The following is a 14,618-nucleotide window of genomic DNA, read 5'->3' as shown; positions in this document are numbered from 1 at the left end:
GGCGGGCCGTCCGGACGCCCGCCCCGCCCGGCGCACCTCACGGAGCCTGCGGGACAATCGGGACATGAGCGTCGTCAAGATCAACGTACTCACGGTTCCCGAGGACCAGCGCGAGACCCTGGAGAAGCGGTTCGCCGCACGGGCCGGGGCGGTGGAGGGCTCGGACGGGTTCGAGTGGTTCGAGCTGCTGCGCCCGGTCGAGGGCACCGACACCTACCTCGTCTACACGCGCTGGCGGACCGAGGAGGACTTCCAGCGCTGGATGGCCGGCCGGGGCCAGGCCGCCCACACGGGCGCGCAGGGCGACAAGCCCCGTCCGGCGGCCACCGACGCCACCCTGTGGTCCTTCGAGGTGGTCCAGCAGGCGGCGCCCCGCCAGGACTGACCCGTCAGGCCGGTCCCCGCGTCACGCCAGTACGTCCAGCACCCGCCGCGTCGCCTCCGCCACCAGCTCGTCGGCGGCGGCCGCGTCGCGGTCGGGGCGTTCGGTGAGAACGGACAGCACCAGCGGGGAGCGGCCGTTCCCGGGCCACAGCACCGCCGCGTCGTTGGCCCGGCCCCACTCGCCGCTGCCGGTCTTGTCCCCCACCTTCCAGCCGCGCGGCACGCCGGCCCGGATGCGCCGGTCTCCGGTGGTGTTGCGCACCAGCCAGTCGGTGAGCTGGGCGCGCCCGGCGCCCGGCAGGGCGTCGCCGACGACCAGGGCGCGGTAGTCGGCGGCGATCACCCGGGGCGTGGTGGTGTCGCGCGGGTCGCCGGGCGGGTTGTTGTTCAGCTCGGGCTCGGTGTGGTCCAGCCGGGTCACCCGGTCGCCGAGCCCGCGCACGTAGGCGGTGAGGGCGCGCGGTCCGCCGAGGTCACGCAGCATCAGGTTGCCGGCCGTGTTGTCGCTGTACCGCACGGCCGCGTCGCACACCTGACGCATGGTCATGCCCGTCGCCAGGTGCTTCTCGGTGACCGGGGAGTACGGCACGAGGTCGGCCTCGCCGTAGGTGATCCGCTCGTCCATGCGGGCGCCCGGGCGGCGCTCCAGGACGGCGGCCGCGGCGAGGGTCTTGAAGGTGGAGAGCAGCGCGAAGCGTTCGTCGGCCCGGTGGACGACGGTGGCGCCGGTGCCGGTGTCGACGGCGAACACCCCGAGCCGGGCACCGAACTCGCGCTCCAGGGCGGCGAGGTTGCGGGGGCTGACGGGCGCCGGGGCGGTGTGGGTCGGGGTCGCGGGGGCGCCGCGGCCCGGTGCGCGGTCCGGGGCGTCGGTGGCGCAGCCCGCGACGGGGGCGAGGGCCGCGGTCAGCAGCAGGGCGCGGCGGGAGGGGCGTGCGGTCACGAGGGGGTTCCTTCCGGGTGGGGGGCGGGTCGGTCAGGAGCGGGGTGCGGCGGACAGCAGGGCGTGGAGCACCGGTCCGGCCGAGCCGCCGCCGGTGACGCCCTCCTCGACCACGCAGGCCACGGCGACGCCGTCGCGGTGGGCGACCATCCAGCCGTTGTTCTCCTGGTCGTCGGAGACCTCGGCGGTGCCGGTCTTGCCGCCGACCTCACCGGCCAGCGGGGCCAGGGCGCGCGCGGTGCCCTCGGTGACGGTGGCCCGCAGGAGCGTCCGGAGCTGGGACACGACCCCGGGCGGCAGCGCCCGCGTCTCGGTGCCGTCCTCCGTGCCGGCGACGAGGGCGGGCTGGTGGAAGGTGCCGGACACGGCCGTCGCGGTGACCGACGCCATGATCAGTGGGTTGGCCTGCACCCGGCCCTGGCCGATCATCGACGCGGCCTTCTCCGTCGCGTCCCGCGGCACCGGCACGGACCCGTCGTAGGAGGGGACACCCACGTGCCAGGTCTGGCCGACGCCGAAGTACGTCTTCGCGACGTCCCCGAGTTCGCTGTCGCCGAGCTTGCCGCGCAGGCCGATGAAGGCGGTGTTGCAGGACTCGGTGAAGGCCTTGCGGAAGGTCGCGCCCGGGTGAGCGGAGGTCTCGACGTTCTGGAACCGCTTGCCGACGGTGAGGTAGCGGGGGCAGTCCACGACGTCGTCCGGTGCGACCGCGCCCTTCAGCAGCAGGGCGCTGCTGGTGACGATCTTCCAGGTGGAGCCGGGGGCGTAGGTGCCGGAGACGGCCCGGTTGAAGCCGGTGGCGGGGGAGTTGGCCACGGCGAGGATCTCGCCGTCGTCGACGCGCAGGGCGACGAGCGCCGCGTTCCTGCCGCCGGAGCTCTTCAAGGCCCGTTCGGCTGCCGCCTGCCAGCGGGCGTCGAGGGTGGTGCGCAGGGGGCCGTCGTCCTCGCTGACGTCGGTGGACCCGAAGGCGGCCTCGGTGCGCCGGACCTCCCCGGTGACCCGGTCGACGAGCTGCACGGCCCCCCGTGGTCCGCCGCCGCCCCGGCGGGCCAGCTGGGCGAGGACCGGGCCGAGGGAGGGGTGTTCGGCCGCGGACAGGGTCCGGCCGTCGCGGTCGTCCGCCCGGACCGGTTCGGCCTCCTCCCGCTCCAGGCGGAACTTGTCCGTCCCGCTGAGCCGCGGATGCACCACCGACAGCCGCCAGTCCACCTTCCACTCGCCGCCCCGCTCGCGCAGCGGCAACTCGGCGGCGTAGGTCCAGGTGCCGAGACCGGTGACGGGCATCCGCGCGGTGAACGGCACGGTGACGGCGTGCCCGTCGGACTCCTCGTCCTCCTCGGGCTTTCCGGCCGTGAGCACCGGCTTCTTGATGTCGAGCCCGGCGGTGAAGCTGCGCAGCACCTCCTCCGCGCGGTCGGGTCTCGTGGTGCGGGCGGCGGCGTCCGGGAGCCGTCCGGCGGACCAGTCGGCGAGGAACGCGCGCGCCTCGGCCACCGCGTCGGGGTCGGGTCCGCTCTCGCCCGCGAAGGGACCGAGGCCGGCCGCCCAGGCGCCGCCCACGGCGACCGCGGCCACCGCGGTCACGGCGACGGCGGCCCTGACCGCCTTGCGCGGACGCCGACGGGAACGGGAAGGGGGAAGGTCGGGATACGTGTGCATGCCCCGACCACAGCAGCGCGGACGGCCGTCCGTCCAAGTCCGCTATCAATCATGGAGCGATCAACACTCGATATGATGACTGGTCGTGGACCTGGTGCGGCACCTGGAGTGCTTCGTGGCTGTTGCAGAAGAGTCACACTTCGGCCGAGCCGCGGCCCGTCTCGGCATCGCCCAGCCGCCCCTGTCGCAGCGCATCCAGCGTCTGGAACGGGAGCTGGGCGTACGGCTGTTCGAGCGCACCAGCCGCCAGGTGCGGATCACCGAGGCGGGACGGTTGCTGCTGGCCGAGGCGCGGGAGGTCCTCGCCCGCACCGAGTCGTTCCGTGCCACCGCCCGCCGGGTGCGTGACGGCGAGACGGGACTGCTGCGTGCCGCCCTGCCCCCGGACCTCTCCGGCGAGACCGTCGCCGCGCTGCTGGCCGGCTTCGGCGACCGCCACGCCGGTCTGGAACTGGAGCTGCACGAGCTGTCCACCGCCCAGCAGCTGGAACGGCTCGCGACCCACGACCTGGACGTCGGTGTCGTCCACCATCCGTGCGACGTGACCGGTCTGGAGCTGGGCCCGGTGCTGCGGCGGGAGCTGGGCGTGCTGCTGCCGGCCGGCACCCCGGCGGCCGGCTCCGACGCGGTCCCGCTGCCCGCGCTGGCCGGCCGCGACCTGATCCTCTTCCCCCGCACGGCCGCCCCGGCCCTCTACGACGACCTGCTGACCACCTGCGCCCGGGGCGGTTTCGCCCCCGCCGCCGTACGCCACGGCCAGGGCACCAGCTTCGTCCGCGGCCTGGTGCTGTCCTCCGGGGCCGTCGCCCTGTGCCCGCGCGACGCCGCCCCCGCGGACCCGGTCAACGGGGAGGCGGACGTGGTGTGGCGTCCGCTCACCGGCGGGGCCCCGGCCCTGCGGCACTCCGCGGCCTGGCCGAAGGGGCGCGGCGACGCCGCCGTACAGGCCTTCGCCGAGGCGGCCACGCACGCCCTGCGCGCCGCCGCCGGCGCGGTCCCCGACGTGCCGGACCGTCCCCTGCACCTGCGACCGGCATCGGAGTACTGGCTGTGACGGACGCCGTCGCCCGCATCCACGCGGCCCTCGCCGACGCCGGGGTCACCGGCTGGCTGCACGCGCTCGACATCGACTCGGGTGAGCAGCTGGACGCCGGGGCCGACCAGCCGGTGTGCACCGCCAGCGTCCACAAGCTGTGCCTGCTGGTCGCCCTGCACGAGCGGGCGGCGCGGGGCGAGCTGGACCTCACCGAGCAGGTGGAGACCGTGCCGGGGGAGCGCACGGCGGGGCCCACGGGGGTGGCCGCCATGCTGGACGCGGCCCGGATGTCCCTGCGCGACCTCGCCTATCTGATGATGGCGGTCAGCGACAACGCGGCCGCCGACCTGCTGCTGCGCCGGGTGGGTCTGGACACCGTGAACGCCACCACGGCCCGGCTGGGACTCACCCGGACGCTGGCCGTGCACTCCTTCGGCGAGATGCTCGCCACCGTGAAGGAGGACGCCGGACCGGACGGCGCCCGGGCGCTCGCCGATCCGCGGGTGGTGAGCCGGCTGCGGGCGCTGGACCCGGCCCGCGCCAACCGCAGCACGCCCCGGGACATGACGCGGCTGCTGGGGGCGGTGTGGCGGGACGAGGCGGGACTGCCGGAGCACGGCGCCGCGATGCGGCGCATCATGGGGCTCCAGGTGTGGCCGCACCGTCTGGCCTCGGGTTTTCCCTTCGACGACGTCCATGTCGCCGGTAAGACGGGCAGCCTGCCGACCCTGCGCAACGAGGTGGGCGTGGTCGAGTATCCGGACGGGGGCCGTTACGCGGTCGCCGTGTTCACCCGGACCGCCCACACCGCGGCCACTCTTCCGGCGGCCGACGCGGTGATCGGCACGGCGGCGCGGATCGCGGTGGACGCCCTGCGCGCGAGGGCGTTCCGCGCGCGGTGACGGCGGTGATCGCGCTGATGCCGGTGGCCCCGGTGCTCGCGGCGGGAAACCAAGCGGAATAGGGCCGGAGAACGACGAAGAGCGGGTGCCCGCACGGAACGTGCGAACACCCGCTCTTCAAAACCTGCGTGCAGGTTAGGCGGGAACGATGTTCTCCGCCTGCGGGCCCTTCTGGCCCTGGGTGACGTCGAAGGTCACCTTCTGGCCTTCCTGGAGCTCACGGAAGCCCGAGGTGGCGATGTTCGAGTAGTGGGCGAACACGTCAGCGCCGCCGCCGTCCTGCTCGATGAAGCCGAAGCCCTTTTCCGAGTTGAACCACTTCACGGTACCGGTGGCCATATCTATCTCCTGAGACAGTGCGGGAATCGCACTTTACGAATCCCTACATCGTCGCGATGATCACCTGCCCGGAGACCCGGTAGCAAACTGGCAACCACAACTGCAACTGACGTCAGCCTAGCACGGCATTGATTCGCGGCAAGCGAGGAAAATCACTGGAATAAACCCGGACGGCGTGTTTAGCGATAAGAGTTTCTCGCGAGCGGAGCGGAAATTCTGTGCCGGCCGGGGCAGGTTTTCAACGGTGTCCGTGAACCGGGTCCGCACCCTGACGACGCAGGTCCTCGTTCATCTGTTCGGCCCGTTCCAGCTGCTCCTCGAGGCTCACGATGCGGCACGCGGCGTCGACCGGGGTGCCCTGGTCGACCAGCTCACGGGCGCGGGCGGCGAGCCTGAGCTGATGGCGCGAGTAACGGCGGTGACCGCCGTCCGACCGCATCGGGGTGATCAGCCGCGCGTCGCCGAGCGCACGGAGAAACGCGGGTGTGGCTCCGACCAGTTCGGCGGCCCTGCCCATGGTGTAGGCCGGGAAGTGGTCGTCGTCGAGCCGGTCGGCGACGGGGGGCCGGTCCTGGTCCGGCTGCCGGCCGTCGACGTACGGCTGACTTTCCGAAGGCATACGCACCTTTCCGCGGACCACAGTGGGCACGGTCCGCCACGGGGACGGGTTCCCCACCTCCAAACTCTAGTCGCCTCGGCGGAAAATCTGTGGTGGCGCGTACAGATGTCCTTGGATCATGTCGCGTCCGCCGTCGCGGCCCCGCCGTCGGGCCGGGTCCGGTGCGGTCCCATCTCTCCGAGGACTCTTCCGAGTTCGCTCTCGCCGAGGGCCCGTCCGGGCAGCGGAGGCGGGGTGCCGACAGGGGCGCGGAGCCCTTCGAGGAACAGCGCGAGGGGGCGGCGCCAGCCGTCGGAACCGGTGGCCGCCGTCAGGGCCGGCACGGCGCGGCCCAGCGCGGCAAGGGCGAAGAGCAGGTCCTCGGTGGTGACGTCGGGGCGGACGACGCCCTGGGCGCGTGCCCGCTCCAGCAGGACGTCGACGGTCTCGCGGTTGTGCGCGTGCACGGCGCGGAGCGTCTCGACGTCCGGCAAACGGGTGGTCATGAGGTCGTTGGTGCCGCGATCGGCCGCGAGAGTGGCGAAGACGGTGCCGAGGTAGTCGGTCAGACCGGTCCAGGCGTCGGGTGCGCCTCGGGCGCGGTCACCGGCGGACATGGTCTCCGCGAGCTGGTCGTGGAAGACGGCGTCGACCAGGGCCGCCCGGGTGGGGAAGTGCCGGTAGAGGGTCGCGTTGCCGACCCCGGCCCGCCGCGCGATCACATCCAGCGGCGCGTCGAGTCCCTGCTCGGCGAAGACCACGTGCGCCGCCTCCACCAGCCGCTCACGGTTGCGCCGCGCGTCCCGCCGCAGCCGGGGCGCGGGGGGCGGTGCGGCTGCGGCTGCGGCTGCGGCTGCGGCTGCGGCCGGGGCCGGGCCGGACGCGGCGGGGTCCGGGGCGGTTCGGTCGCGGGCGATGGGCTCTTCACCGACAGTCATGGCGTCCTCCGTACGAACCGGGGAGCGCTCCCCGGCCCGGATGTTATCGTCCCGGCGAGAAGTGGGGAGTACTCCCCGCTTAGGGTTGGCAGAGAGGACACACCATGTGCGCCGACGCCCCGAAGGAACCGGACCCCGAGGAGTGGGCCCCGGTCCCCTTCCCCTTCGCCCGCCTCGCGGCGCTGCGCGCCGAGGGACCGGTGCACCGGGTGCACGTCCCCGGGAGCGGGGACGCCTGGCTGGTGGTGACGCGGGACGCGGTGCGCACCGCGCTGACCGATCCCCGGCTGCGCAACGACCTACGGCACTCGGCCGGCTGGGAGACCGACGGCGGGCACGCCGTGGGCCGCAACATGCTGCAGAGCGACCCGCCGCACCACACCCGGCTGCGCGGGCTGGTCGCGGGCCGTTTCACCCCGGGCCGGATCGCCGCCCTGCGGCCCGGCGTCGAGGCCGTGGCCCGCGACCTGCTGGACCGGCTGCCCCGGACGGGCACCGCCGACCTGGTGCGCGCGTACGCGCTGCCGCTGCCGGTCACCGTGATCTGCGACCTGCTCGGCGTGCCCGTGGCCGACCGCGAGGCCTTCCACACCTGGTCGAACGAGCTGGTCATGCCAACCGGCGAGGAGGCCGCCGCCGCGTCGGCCGCCGCGCTCGCCGGCTACCTCACCGAACTGATCGCCCGGAAGGCCCGTACGCCCGACGGCTCCCTCCTGGCGGACCTGGCCGCCACGGCCGCGGACGCGCCGGGTCAGGAGGCCGCGCTGTCCCCCGAGGAGCTCCTCGGGATGACCTTCCTGCTGCTGGTCGCCGGCCACGAGACGACGGTGAACCTCATCTCCGCGACCGTGCACAGTCTGCTGGCGCATCCGGGCCAGCTCGCCCTGCTGCGCGCCGACCCCGGGCTGACCGGTGCCGCCGTGGAGGAGTCGCTGCGCCTCCACTCGCCCGTCCACGCGGGAGCGTTCCGGTTCGCGGCGGAGCCGCTGGAGCTGGCCGGGACCCACGTGGCCGCAGGGGACGCCGTCCTCGTCTCGCTGGCCGCGGCCTCCCGTGACCCGCTCGCCTTCCCCGACCCCGACCGTTTCGACATCACCCGCCGCCCGCAGGGCCACCTGGGCTTCGGACACGGCGTCCACCACTGCCTCGGCGCACCGCTGGCCCGCATGGAGGCCACCGTCGCCCTGCGCCTTCTCATGGAACGCCACCCCGGCCTCGTCCTCGCCGCCGAGCCGGAGTCCCTCGTCTGGCGCGCCAGCACACTGCTGCGCGGGCTCACCACCCTGCCGGTGCGCCTCGGCCGCCCGGCCCCGGACTGAGCGGCCTCCTGCCGGGGGGCACCGCGCGCCTCGGCTGGTCGCGCGGTGTCCTGGAGGGCCTGGCCGGCACCGGGGGGGTGATCACCTCGGCCGGTGGGGTGACGGCGGCCACCTTCGCGGTGTGCGCCGGGCTGCCGCAGGTGACCCTGGCGCAGATGGAGTGCTGTGGGGATCGGCGTCCTGCTGGACACGTTCCTCGTCCGCACGGTCCTGATGCCGGCCGAGCAGCGGGGAGCGGGTCGCCGGGGCGTCGGCGTGGAGACGGGAAGGCCGGGGCCGGGCCCCGAGCTGCACACGTGGGGACGCGACGGCCCGTCCCGGCCTTCCCTCTGGCCGCAGACTGCCACCCCGGGCGGGCCCCCGCCCCTCGGGACGGGCCGAACGAGGGGCGGCACCGATCCGGACATAGCGGGAGCTTTATCACATTTCCTGGTCCATACTCGGAAACATGAACACGGCAACGCTTGTACAACTGGCCGCCAGTGACCACCAGTGGGCCGTGGCCGCGGCCTTCATCGGCGGCATCTTCGTGGCAGGCGCCCTGGTCTGGGCCGTACGTGCCGGAATGCGGTACATGGACCAGGAGTCGCCGCGCCCCAACCCCGAGGACCAGCCAAGGCTGCCGGAGGGCGGTGCGATCCGTGAGATGCGGGAGATGCGGGAGCCGGACGAGATACCGCTCACGTCCAGGACAGGCTCACGGCTGATGCCGTACGAGCTGCACCACGCCAGTACCAAGACGGGAAGGGACCAGCAGCGCAAGCGCTGGCTGCCGGGCTCCAGCGGGGCCTTCGGCAGCGGCGGCCCGGGCCACGTCTGACCCGCACGTCCGACCAGCCGGTCCGACGTGCCCCTGCCATGGGGGACGCTAGCCGGGGGCGGGCCCACCTCATGCGGTGGGCCAGCCCCCGGTTCCCCTTCGCGCGGTTCCCCGCGCCCCTGAGGGGTCCGGTCAGCGGGGCGGGACCGTCAGGGCCGGGGCGGACTCCGGGGTGGGGGAGCCCACGCTGATCTGGATCTGCTCGCTCGTCGCGCTGACGCCGTTCAGGGTGGCCTTGGCCTGGAGCCGGTTCGGGCCGTCCGGGAGGTCGCGGGCGGGGGCGCAGCTCCACAGGCCGTCGGGGCCCGCCGTGTCCGTGCACACCTCGTTCCCGTCCTGGTCGGACACCGTGATGCGCGCGCCCGGGTGCGCCGTTCCCGCGGTGGCGGGGCGGGCGCCCAGGGGCACGCCGGACTCGGGACGGGACAGGACCGGCGAGGGCAGTCCCACCGTCACCTCGCATCCGCCGCTCGCCCGCGCGACGCCCCGCGCGTCCGCGAGCCGCAGGACGCAGCCGTTCAGCCGGGTCCCCGGCTCCGCGTCCGCGGGCACCGCCAGCACGAAGGGGAAGGGCCCGGTACGCCACGGCTGCTCCGCCGAGGTGGCCGTGTACGCGGCGCTGCGGCCGTCGGCGGCGACCGCGCCCCGGTAACCGGCCGTGGAGAGGGGGGCGCCGGTGACGCGGGACCCGTCGGGAGCGCTCAGGGTGAGGGTGGAGCCGGAGCCGAGGGCCGGACCGGACAGTCCCGCGGCCTCGACGACGCCGTCCCGGCCGGGCGGGATGGTCACGGCGCCCCAGAGCACCCGGTCGCCCGCGGACGGCCCCGGGCCGTCGGCGGCGGACGCCGCACCGGCGGGCAGCCACCCGCCCGCGACGAGTCCGGCCGCCGTCAGCACGGCGGCCGCTGTCTTGCTGGACCTGTTCATCGTGGACGGACTCCCTGTACGGCCGGCACGGACACCTGCGGCCGACTCTGACGGCGGTCGCCCCACCCCGCCCGCCCTGGACCCCCGTCCGGGTGGCGTGCCGGTCACCGTCCACGCCGTGAGTGACCCGGCAGGGCTCGTCCGGCCCCGTCCGCAACCGGTCCGGCACAGCCCGCCGCGTGGCCGGCGTGGCCCGCGAGGCTTGAGGAGGCCGGCCTCCTCAGCGCCCGAGTGCCGGTCGCGGGCCTTGCGGGCCTCAAGGCGGCCGGTGTCGCGCGGACAGGGTCACCGGGACCTAGGCGCGAAAGGCCGCCCCTGCGACACAGTCCGCGAACACCGGCGGGCCCAAGGACAACCAGCCTGCCTCAGCGCCCGAGTGCCCGCTGCGGGCGCCGAGGGATCCGGCCTCGGGCGGGCCGGTCACCGGGGCCGGGGCGCGAGGGCCGTGGCACGCGGTCCGCGAGCACCCGCGGGACGTGCCGCCCGCCCTGGACACCCGCCCGCACGGCGCCTCCGGCGCCGGAGGCGCGCCGCTCCCGCCGAAGTGGGCGTCAGCGGTGCGCCTCCGGTTCTCAGGGGCGCGTCAGTGGGTCAGCCAGGCCGTGGTGTCCGGGGCCAGGCGGCCGTCCCGCAAGGGGGCGCTGGTGAGGACGACCTCGCCGGCCGGGAGGGAGACCGGCTCGGCGGACAGGTTCGTCACGCAGCGCCAGCCGTCGCCGCGTTCGAACTGCAGCACCCCCGCCGGGGTGTCCTCCGACCAGGTCAGCGTCTCGCCGTCGAGCAGCTTGCGCCGCAGCCGCAGGGCCGTGCGGTAGAGCTCCAGGGTCGAGCCCTCCACGCCGTCCTGCGCCTCCACCGCGTACTCGGAGAAGGACGCCGGCTGCGGCAGCCAGGCGCCGCCCGCGCCGAAGCCGTACGACGGGCCGGTCGTCGTCCACGGCAGCGGGACCCGGCAGCCGTCGCGGCCCTTGCGGACGCGGCCGGTCTGTTCCCAGATCGGGTCCTGGAGCACCTCGGTGGGCAGGTCGGCGACCTCGGGCAGGCCGAGTTCCTCGCCCTGGTAGACATACGCCGAGCCGGGCAGCGCCAGCATCAGCAGGGTGGCGGCGCGGGCCCGGCGCAGTCCCGCCTCCAGGTCGACGGCGGGGGCATGGCCGCCGGACAGCAGCCAGGCGTTCTCGTCCGTGCCCGGCGGCAGCATCAGGCGGGAGGCGTGCCGGACCACGTCGTGATTGGACAGCACCCAGGTCGCCGAGGCGCCCGCCGCCTGCGCGGTCGCCAGCGACCCGGTGATCACCTGACGCAGCTCGTCCGCGTCCCACGTGGCCTCGAGGTACTCGAAGTTGAAGGCCTGGCCGAGCTCGTCGGGGCGGGCGTACAGGGCGCGCCGTGCGCCGGGCACCCACGCCTCGGCGACGGCCGTACGGGGCGGGGTGTACGTGTCGAAGATCTTCCGCCAGTCGCGGTAGATCTCGTGCACCTCGTCGCGGTCGTAGAAGGGGTGCGTGCCGGGCGCGAAGTCCGTGAGGGCGGCCTCGCCGCCCGCCGCGTGGTCGCCGAGGTCGCGCAGCGGCTCCTCGAGGTCCTTGGTGAGGGCGTGCGCCACGTCGATGCGGAAGCCGTCCACGCCCCGGTCGGACCAGAAGCGCAGGGTGGTGCGGAAGTCCTCGCGGACGTCCTGGTGGCCCCAGTTGAGGTCGGGCTGCTCGGCCGCGAACAGGTGCAGGTACCACTGTCCGTCGGGCACCCGCTGCCAGGCGCTGCCGCCGAACACGGACTGCCAGTCGGTGGGCGGCAGCTCGCCGTGCTCACCCCGGCCGTCCCGGAAGACGTACCGGTCGCGGGCCGGGGAGCCGGGTCCGGCGCGCAGCGCCTCCTGGAACCAGACGTGCTGGTGGGAGGTGTGGTTGGGGACGATGTCGACGATCACCTTCAGGCCCAGCCGGTGTGCCTCGCCGACCAGCGCGTCGAAGTCGTCGAGGGTGCCCAGGCGCGGGTCGACGTCACGCGGGTCGGCGACGTCGTAGCCGCCGTCGGCCAGCTCGGACGGGTAGAAGGGGCTCAGCCACAGGGCGTCCACGCCCAGCGCCGCGAGGTGGGTCAGGCGGCGGGTGATGCCGCGCAGGTCACCGAGGCCGTCGCCGTCGGCGTCGGCGAAGCTGCGGGGATAGATCTGGTAGACGACGGCCTGCCGCCACCAGTCGGGGTCGCGGGAGGAGAGGTCGGGCGTGGCGTCGGGGGCGGGGTGCGGCGGCCGGGGGTCGGGCGCGGTGGGACGGTCGGTCACGCGGGGTCTCCTCTGGGGTGTGCGGGTACCTGTGGAGAAACTGACCAGAACACCGTAAAAGTGAACGCACCGGTAAGGGAGTGCCATTCCCCCCGGGTGTGGCGGACCGCACGTCCGCCCGGCGCACACGGGTCGAACCGGTGTCCGACTACGACGCAGGGCGTTCGACCGTCGTGAGATACAGCTTCACGTAACGCTCGACGTCCACGTCCAGGCCGACGTCCACCAGCGGCTGCTCACGGGTGCCTTCGTGCAGCTCGGACTCGCCGGGGCGCGGGCGCCGGTCGACGACCGTCTGGCCGCGCGCCGGACCGGGCGCGAGGGACACCTCGACCGGCAGGCGATGGGTCGTCAGCCCTTCCGGGTCGGCGACCGCGCACAGCGCGCCCGCGTCACCGAGGCCGCCGGAGTCCTCGGCGGGGTCGTCCGGGCGGCTGCCCGGGTGGGCGGGGCGGTGCGCGAGCAGGTCGCCGGCCAGCCGCGCCCCGGGTTCGGCACTGGCGCGCAGCCGCCGCACGTCGGCGCCGGGGACGACGACCCGGGTGAACACGTCCAGCCCGTACATGGTGATCGGGACGCCCGCGGTGAGCATGATCGCGGCGGCCTCCGGGTCGTGCCAGACGTTGAACTCGGCCACCGGGGTGGCGTTCCCGACGGCCGCCGCGCCGCCCATGAACACGATCCGCTCGATGTTGCGGGTGACCTCGGGGTGGGTCCGCAGCAGCAGGGCGATGTTGGTCAGCGGCGCGGTGGGCACGAGGGTGACCGGGCGGGGCGAGGCGAGGATCTCGCGGCGCAGCAGTGTCACCGCGTCCACGTCGGCCGGGGCCCGGCGAGGCGCGGGCAGGCCGAGGTCGCCCATGCCGTCGTGGCCGTGGACGTGACGGGCGGAGCGCGGTGCCTCGATCAGCGGGCGCTCGGCGCCCCGCGCCACCGGGACGTCCGGCGCGCCCGCCCGCTCCAGCACGGTCAGCGTGTTGCGCACGACGCCGTCCACGTCCGTGTTCCCGGCCACGCAGGTGACGGCCCGCAGGTCGATCCCGGGGTGGCGTACGGCGAACAGCAGGGCGAGGGCGTCGTCGACCCCGGTGTCGCAGTCGATGATCACCGGGACGGGCCGGCCGTTGCTCACGAGGGGCTCCTCTCAGGCGGGCTGCCCGTCGACCTTACGCGGGCTCCCAGAGCGCGGCCCCCCGTCCGCGCACCCGTGCCCCGATCCGTCCCAGGGCGTCCGCCACCGGCAGCGCGCCGGGCCGCCGTCCGTCCCGCAGGCGCAGGGCGAGCAGGCCGTCCTCGGCCTCCCGCGCCCCGAGCACCGCCTGGTACGGCACCAGCCGGGCCCGCCGGATCCGGGCGCCGAGGCTGCCCTCCCGGGGCCCGTCGACCTCCGCCCGCAGACCGAGTTCCGCGGCCTGCCGTACGACGGCGTGGGCATGCTCCTCCTGGCCCTCGCCCACCGGCAGCACCACGAGCTGCACCGGCGCCAGCCACGGCGGGAAGGCGCCGCCGTGCTCCTCCAGCAGATGGGCGACGGCGCGTTCCACGCTGCCGATGACGCTGCGGTGCACCATGACCGGGCGGTGTCGGGCGCCGTCCGGGCCGATGTACCGCAGGCCGAACCTCTCCGGCTGGTGGAAGTCGATCTGCACGGTGGACAGGGTGGACTCGCGGCCCGCCGGGTCGGTGATCTGCACGTCGATCTTCGGGCCGTAGAAGGCCGCCTCGCCCTCGACGGCCTCGTACTCCACGCCGGACGCGTCCAGCACCCCGCGCAGCAGGGCGGTGGCCCGCCGCCACAGGGCCGGGTCGGCGACGTACTTGCCCCCGCCGCCCGGCAGCGACAGCCGGTGCCGGGAGGCGCGGATGCCCAGGTCGGCGTAGGCGCGGGAGATCAGCGCGAGGGCGCCCGCGGCCTCCTCGACGGCCTGGCCGGGGGTGCAGAAGATGTGCGCGTCGTTGAGCTGGATGGCCCGCACCCGGGTCAGTCCGCCGAGGACGCCGGACGGCTCGGAGCGGTACATGCCGCCCAGCTCGGCCAGGCGCAGCGGCAGTTCGCGGTAGCTGCGGGCGCGGGAGCGGTAGATCAGGGCGTGGTGGGGGCAGAGGCTGGGGCGCAGCAGCACCTGCTCCGCGCCCAGTTCCATCGGCGGGAACATGTCGTCGCGGTAGTGGTCCCAGTGGCCGGAGATCTCGTACAGCTCGCGTTTGCCCAGCACCGGTGAGTAGACGTGGCGGTAGCCGGCCGCGCGTTCCGCCTCGCGGACGTACTCCTCCAGGGTGTGGCGCACGACGGCGCCGTCCGGGAGCCAGTAGGGCAGGCCCGCGCCCATCAGCGGGTCGGTGTCGAACAGGCCGAGTTCACGGCCGAGGCGTCGGTGGTCGCGCACGGCGTCCTCCTGGTGGTCGGGAGGCGAGCACCACGCGCGGCGAAGCCCCGGGGCACTCGCCCCGGGGCTTCGTCAG

At 74.8% G+C, this 14,618-nt stretch carries 14 protein-coding genes; 5 read left to right on the top strand and 9 right to left on the bottom strand.

Translation table 11 applies throughout. The features are described 5' to 3' along the window. Nucleotides 1–64: 64 nt before the first annotated feature. A complete protein-coding gene (locus tag B100_RS0120925; protein ID WP_024886372.1) occupies nucleotides 65–385 on the top strand; it encodes an antibiotic biosynthesis monooxygenase family protein in 321 nt (106 codons plus the stop codon). 21 nt (nucleotides 386–406) lie between these two features. Here B100_RS0120925 and bla read toward each other — a convergent pair whose 3' ends face one another. Both bla and B100_RS0120915 read right to left on the bottom strand, forming a co-directional pair. After that, nucleotides 407–1,327, bottom strand: a complete 921-nt coding sequence (gene bla / locus B100_RS0120920; RefSeq protein ID WP_024886371.1) for a class A beta-lactamase — start codon at nucleotides 1,325–1,327, stop codon at nucleotides 407–409. Between the two features lie 33 nt (nucleotides 1,328–1,360). Continuing rightward, on the bottom strand, nucleotides 1,361–2,989 hold the full coding sequence (locus tag B100_RS0120915) for a penicillin-binding transpeptidase domain-containing protein (protein WP_024886370.1): 1,629 nt from the start codon (nucleotides 2,987–2,989) through the stop codon (nucleotides 1,361–1,363). Nucleotides 2,990–3,104: 115 nt separating this feature from the next. Between B100_RS0120915 and B100_RS0120910 the strand changes: the two genes are divergently transcribed. Together B100_RS0120910 and B100_RS0120905 are read left to right on the top strand one after the other, a co-directional pair. Next, nucleotides 3,105–4,043 carry a LysR family transcriptional regulator gene (locus B100_RS0120910; RefSeq protein WP_486585666.1) on the top strand — a complete coding sequence of 313 codons (939 nt, stop codon included), beginning with the start codon at nucleotides 3,105–3,107 and terminating at the stop codon, nucleotides 4,041–4,043. After that, a complete protein-coding gene (locus B100_RS0120905) occupies nucleotides 4,040–4,927 on the top strand; it encodes a serine hydrolase (RefSeq protein WP_024886368.1) in 888 nt (295 codons plus the stop codon). The genes B100_RS0120910 and B100_RS0120905 overlap by 4 nt, the downstream gene beginning before the upstream one ends. Before the next feature lie 135 nt (nucleotides 4,928–5,062). Here B100_RS0120905 and B100_RS0120900 read toward each other — a convergent pair whose 3' ends face one another. The 3 genes from B100_RS0120900 to B100_RS34055 all read right to left on the bottom strand — a co-directional run bounded on the left by B100_RS0120900 (nucleotide 5,063) and on the right by B100_RS34055 (nucleotide 6,802). Continuing rightward, complete coding sequence (locus B100_RS0120900; RefSeq protein WP_004985680.1) at nucleotides 5,063–5,266, bottom strand: cold-shock protein; 204 nt, start codon at nucleotides 5,264–5,266, stop codon at nucleotides 5,063–5,065. A gap of 238 nt (nucleotides 5,267–5,504) precedes the next feature. Continuing rightward, a complete protein-coding gene (locus tag B100_RS0120895) occupies nucleotides 5,505–5,885 on the bottom strand; it encodes a MerR family transcriptional regulator (protein ID WP_024886367.1) in 381 nt (126 codons plus the stop codon). 116 nt (nucleotides 5,886–6,001) lie between these two features. Next, entirely contained in the window at nucleotides 6,002–6,802 is an 801-nt protein-coding gene (locus B100_RS34055; protein ID WP_024886366.1) for a TetR/AcrR family transcriptional regulator, read from the bottom strand. Nucleotides 6,803–6,906: 104 nt separating this feature from the next. Here B100_RS34055 and B100_RS0120885 point away from each other — a divergent pair, with 104 nt between their 5' ends. Both B100_RS0120885 and B100_RS0120880 read left to right on the top strand, forming a co-directional pair. Beyond that, complete coding sequence (locus B100_RS0120885; protein WP_024886365.1) at nucleotides 6,907–8,121, top strand: cytochrome P450; 1,215 nt, start codon at nucleotides 6,907–6,909, stop codon at nucleotides 8,119–8,121. Nucleotides 8,122–8,569: 448 nt separating this feature from the next. Beyond that, on the top strand, nucleotides 8,570–8,941 hold the full coding sequence (locus B100_RS0120880; protein ID WP_024886364.1) for a DUF6479 family protein: 372 nt from the start codon (nucleotides 8,570–8,572) through the stop codon (nucleotides 8,939–8,941). Between the two features lie 132 nt (nucleotides 8,942–9,073). Here the strand turns inward: B100_RS0120880 and B100_RS0120875 are convergent, their stop codons facing one another. The 4 genes from B100_RS0120875 to thrS all read right to left on the bottom strand — a co-directional run bounded on the left by B100_RS0120875 (nucleotide 9,074) and on the right by thrS (nucleotide 14,542). Then, nucleotides 9,074–9,868 carry a hypothetical protein gene (locus tag B100_RS0120875; protein WP_024886363.1) on the bottom strand — a complete coding sequence of 265 codons (795 nt, stop codon included), beginning with the start codon at nucleotides 9,866–9,868 and terminating at the stop codon, nucleotides 9,074–9,076. A gap of 583 nt (nucleotides 9,869–10,451) precedes the next feature. Beyond that, a complete protein-coding gene (locus tag B100_RS0120870; RefSeq protein WP_024886362.1) occupies nucleotides 10,452–12,155 on the bottom strand; it encodes a glycoside hydrolase family 13 protein in 1,704 nt (567 codons plus the stop codon). 148 nt (nucleotides 12,156–12,303) lie between these two features. After that, on the bottom strand, nucleotides 12,304–13,287 hold the full coding sequence (locus B100_RS0120865; protein WP_024886361.1) for a nucleoside hydrolase: 984 nt from the start codon (nucleotides 13,285–13,287) through the stop codon (nucleotides 12,304–12,306). A 34-nt stretch (nucleotides 13,288–13,321) separates the two neighbouring features. Further along, entirely contained in the window at nucleotides 13,322–14,542 is a 1,221-nt protein-coding gene (gene thrS / locus B100_RS0120860) for a threonine--tRNA ligase (protein ID WP_024886360.1), read from the bottom strand. Nucleotides 14,543–14,618 lie beyond the last annotated feature (76 nt).

This window comes from Streptomyces sp. CNH189, assembly GCF_000527195.1.
Note: the sequence above shows the minus strand (reverse complement) of the source record. Positions and strands in the feature narration are given on the sequence as shown.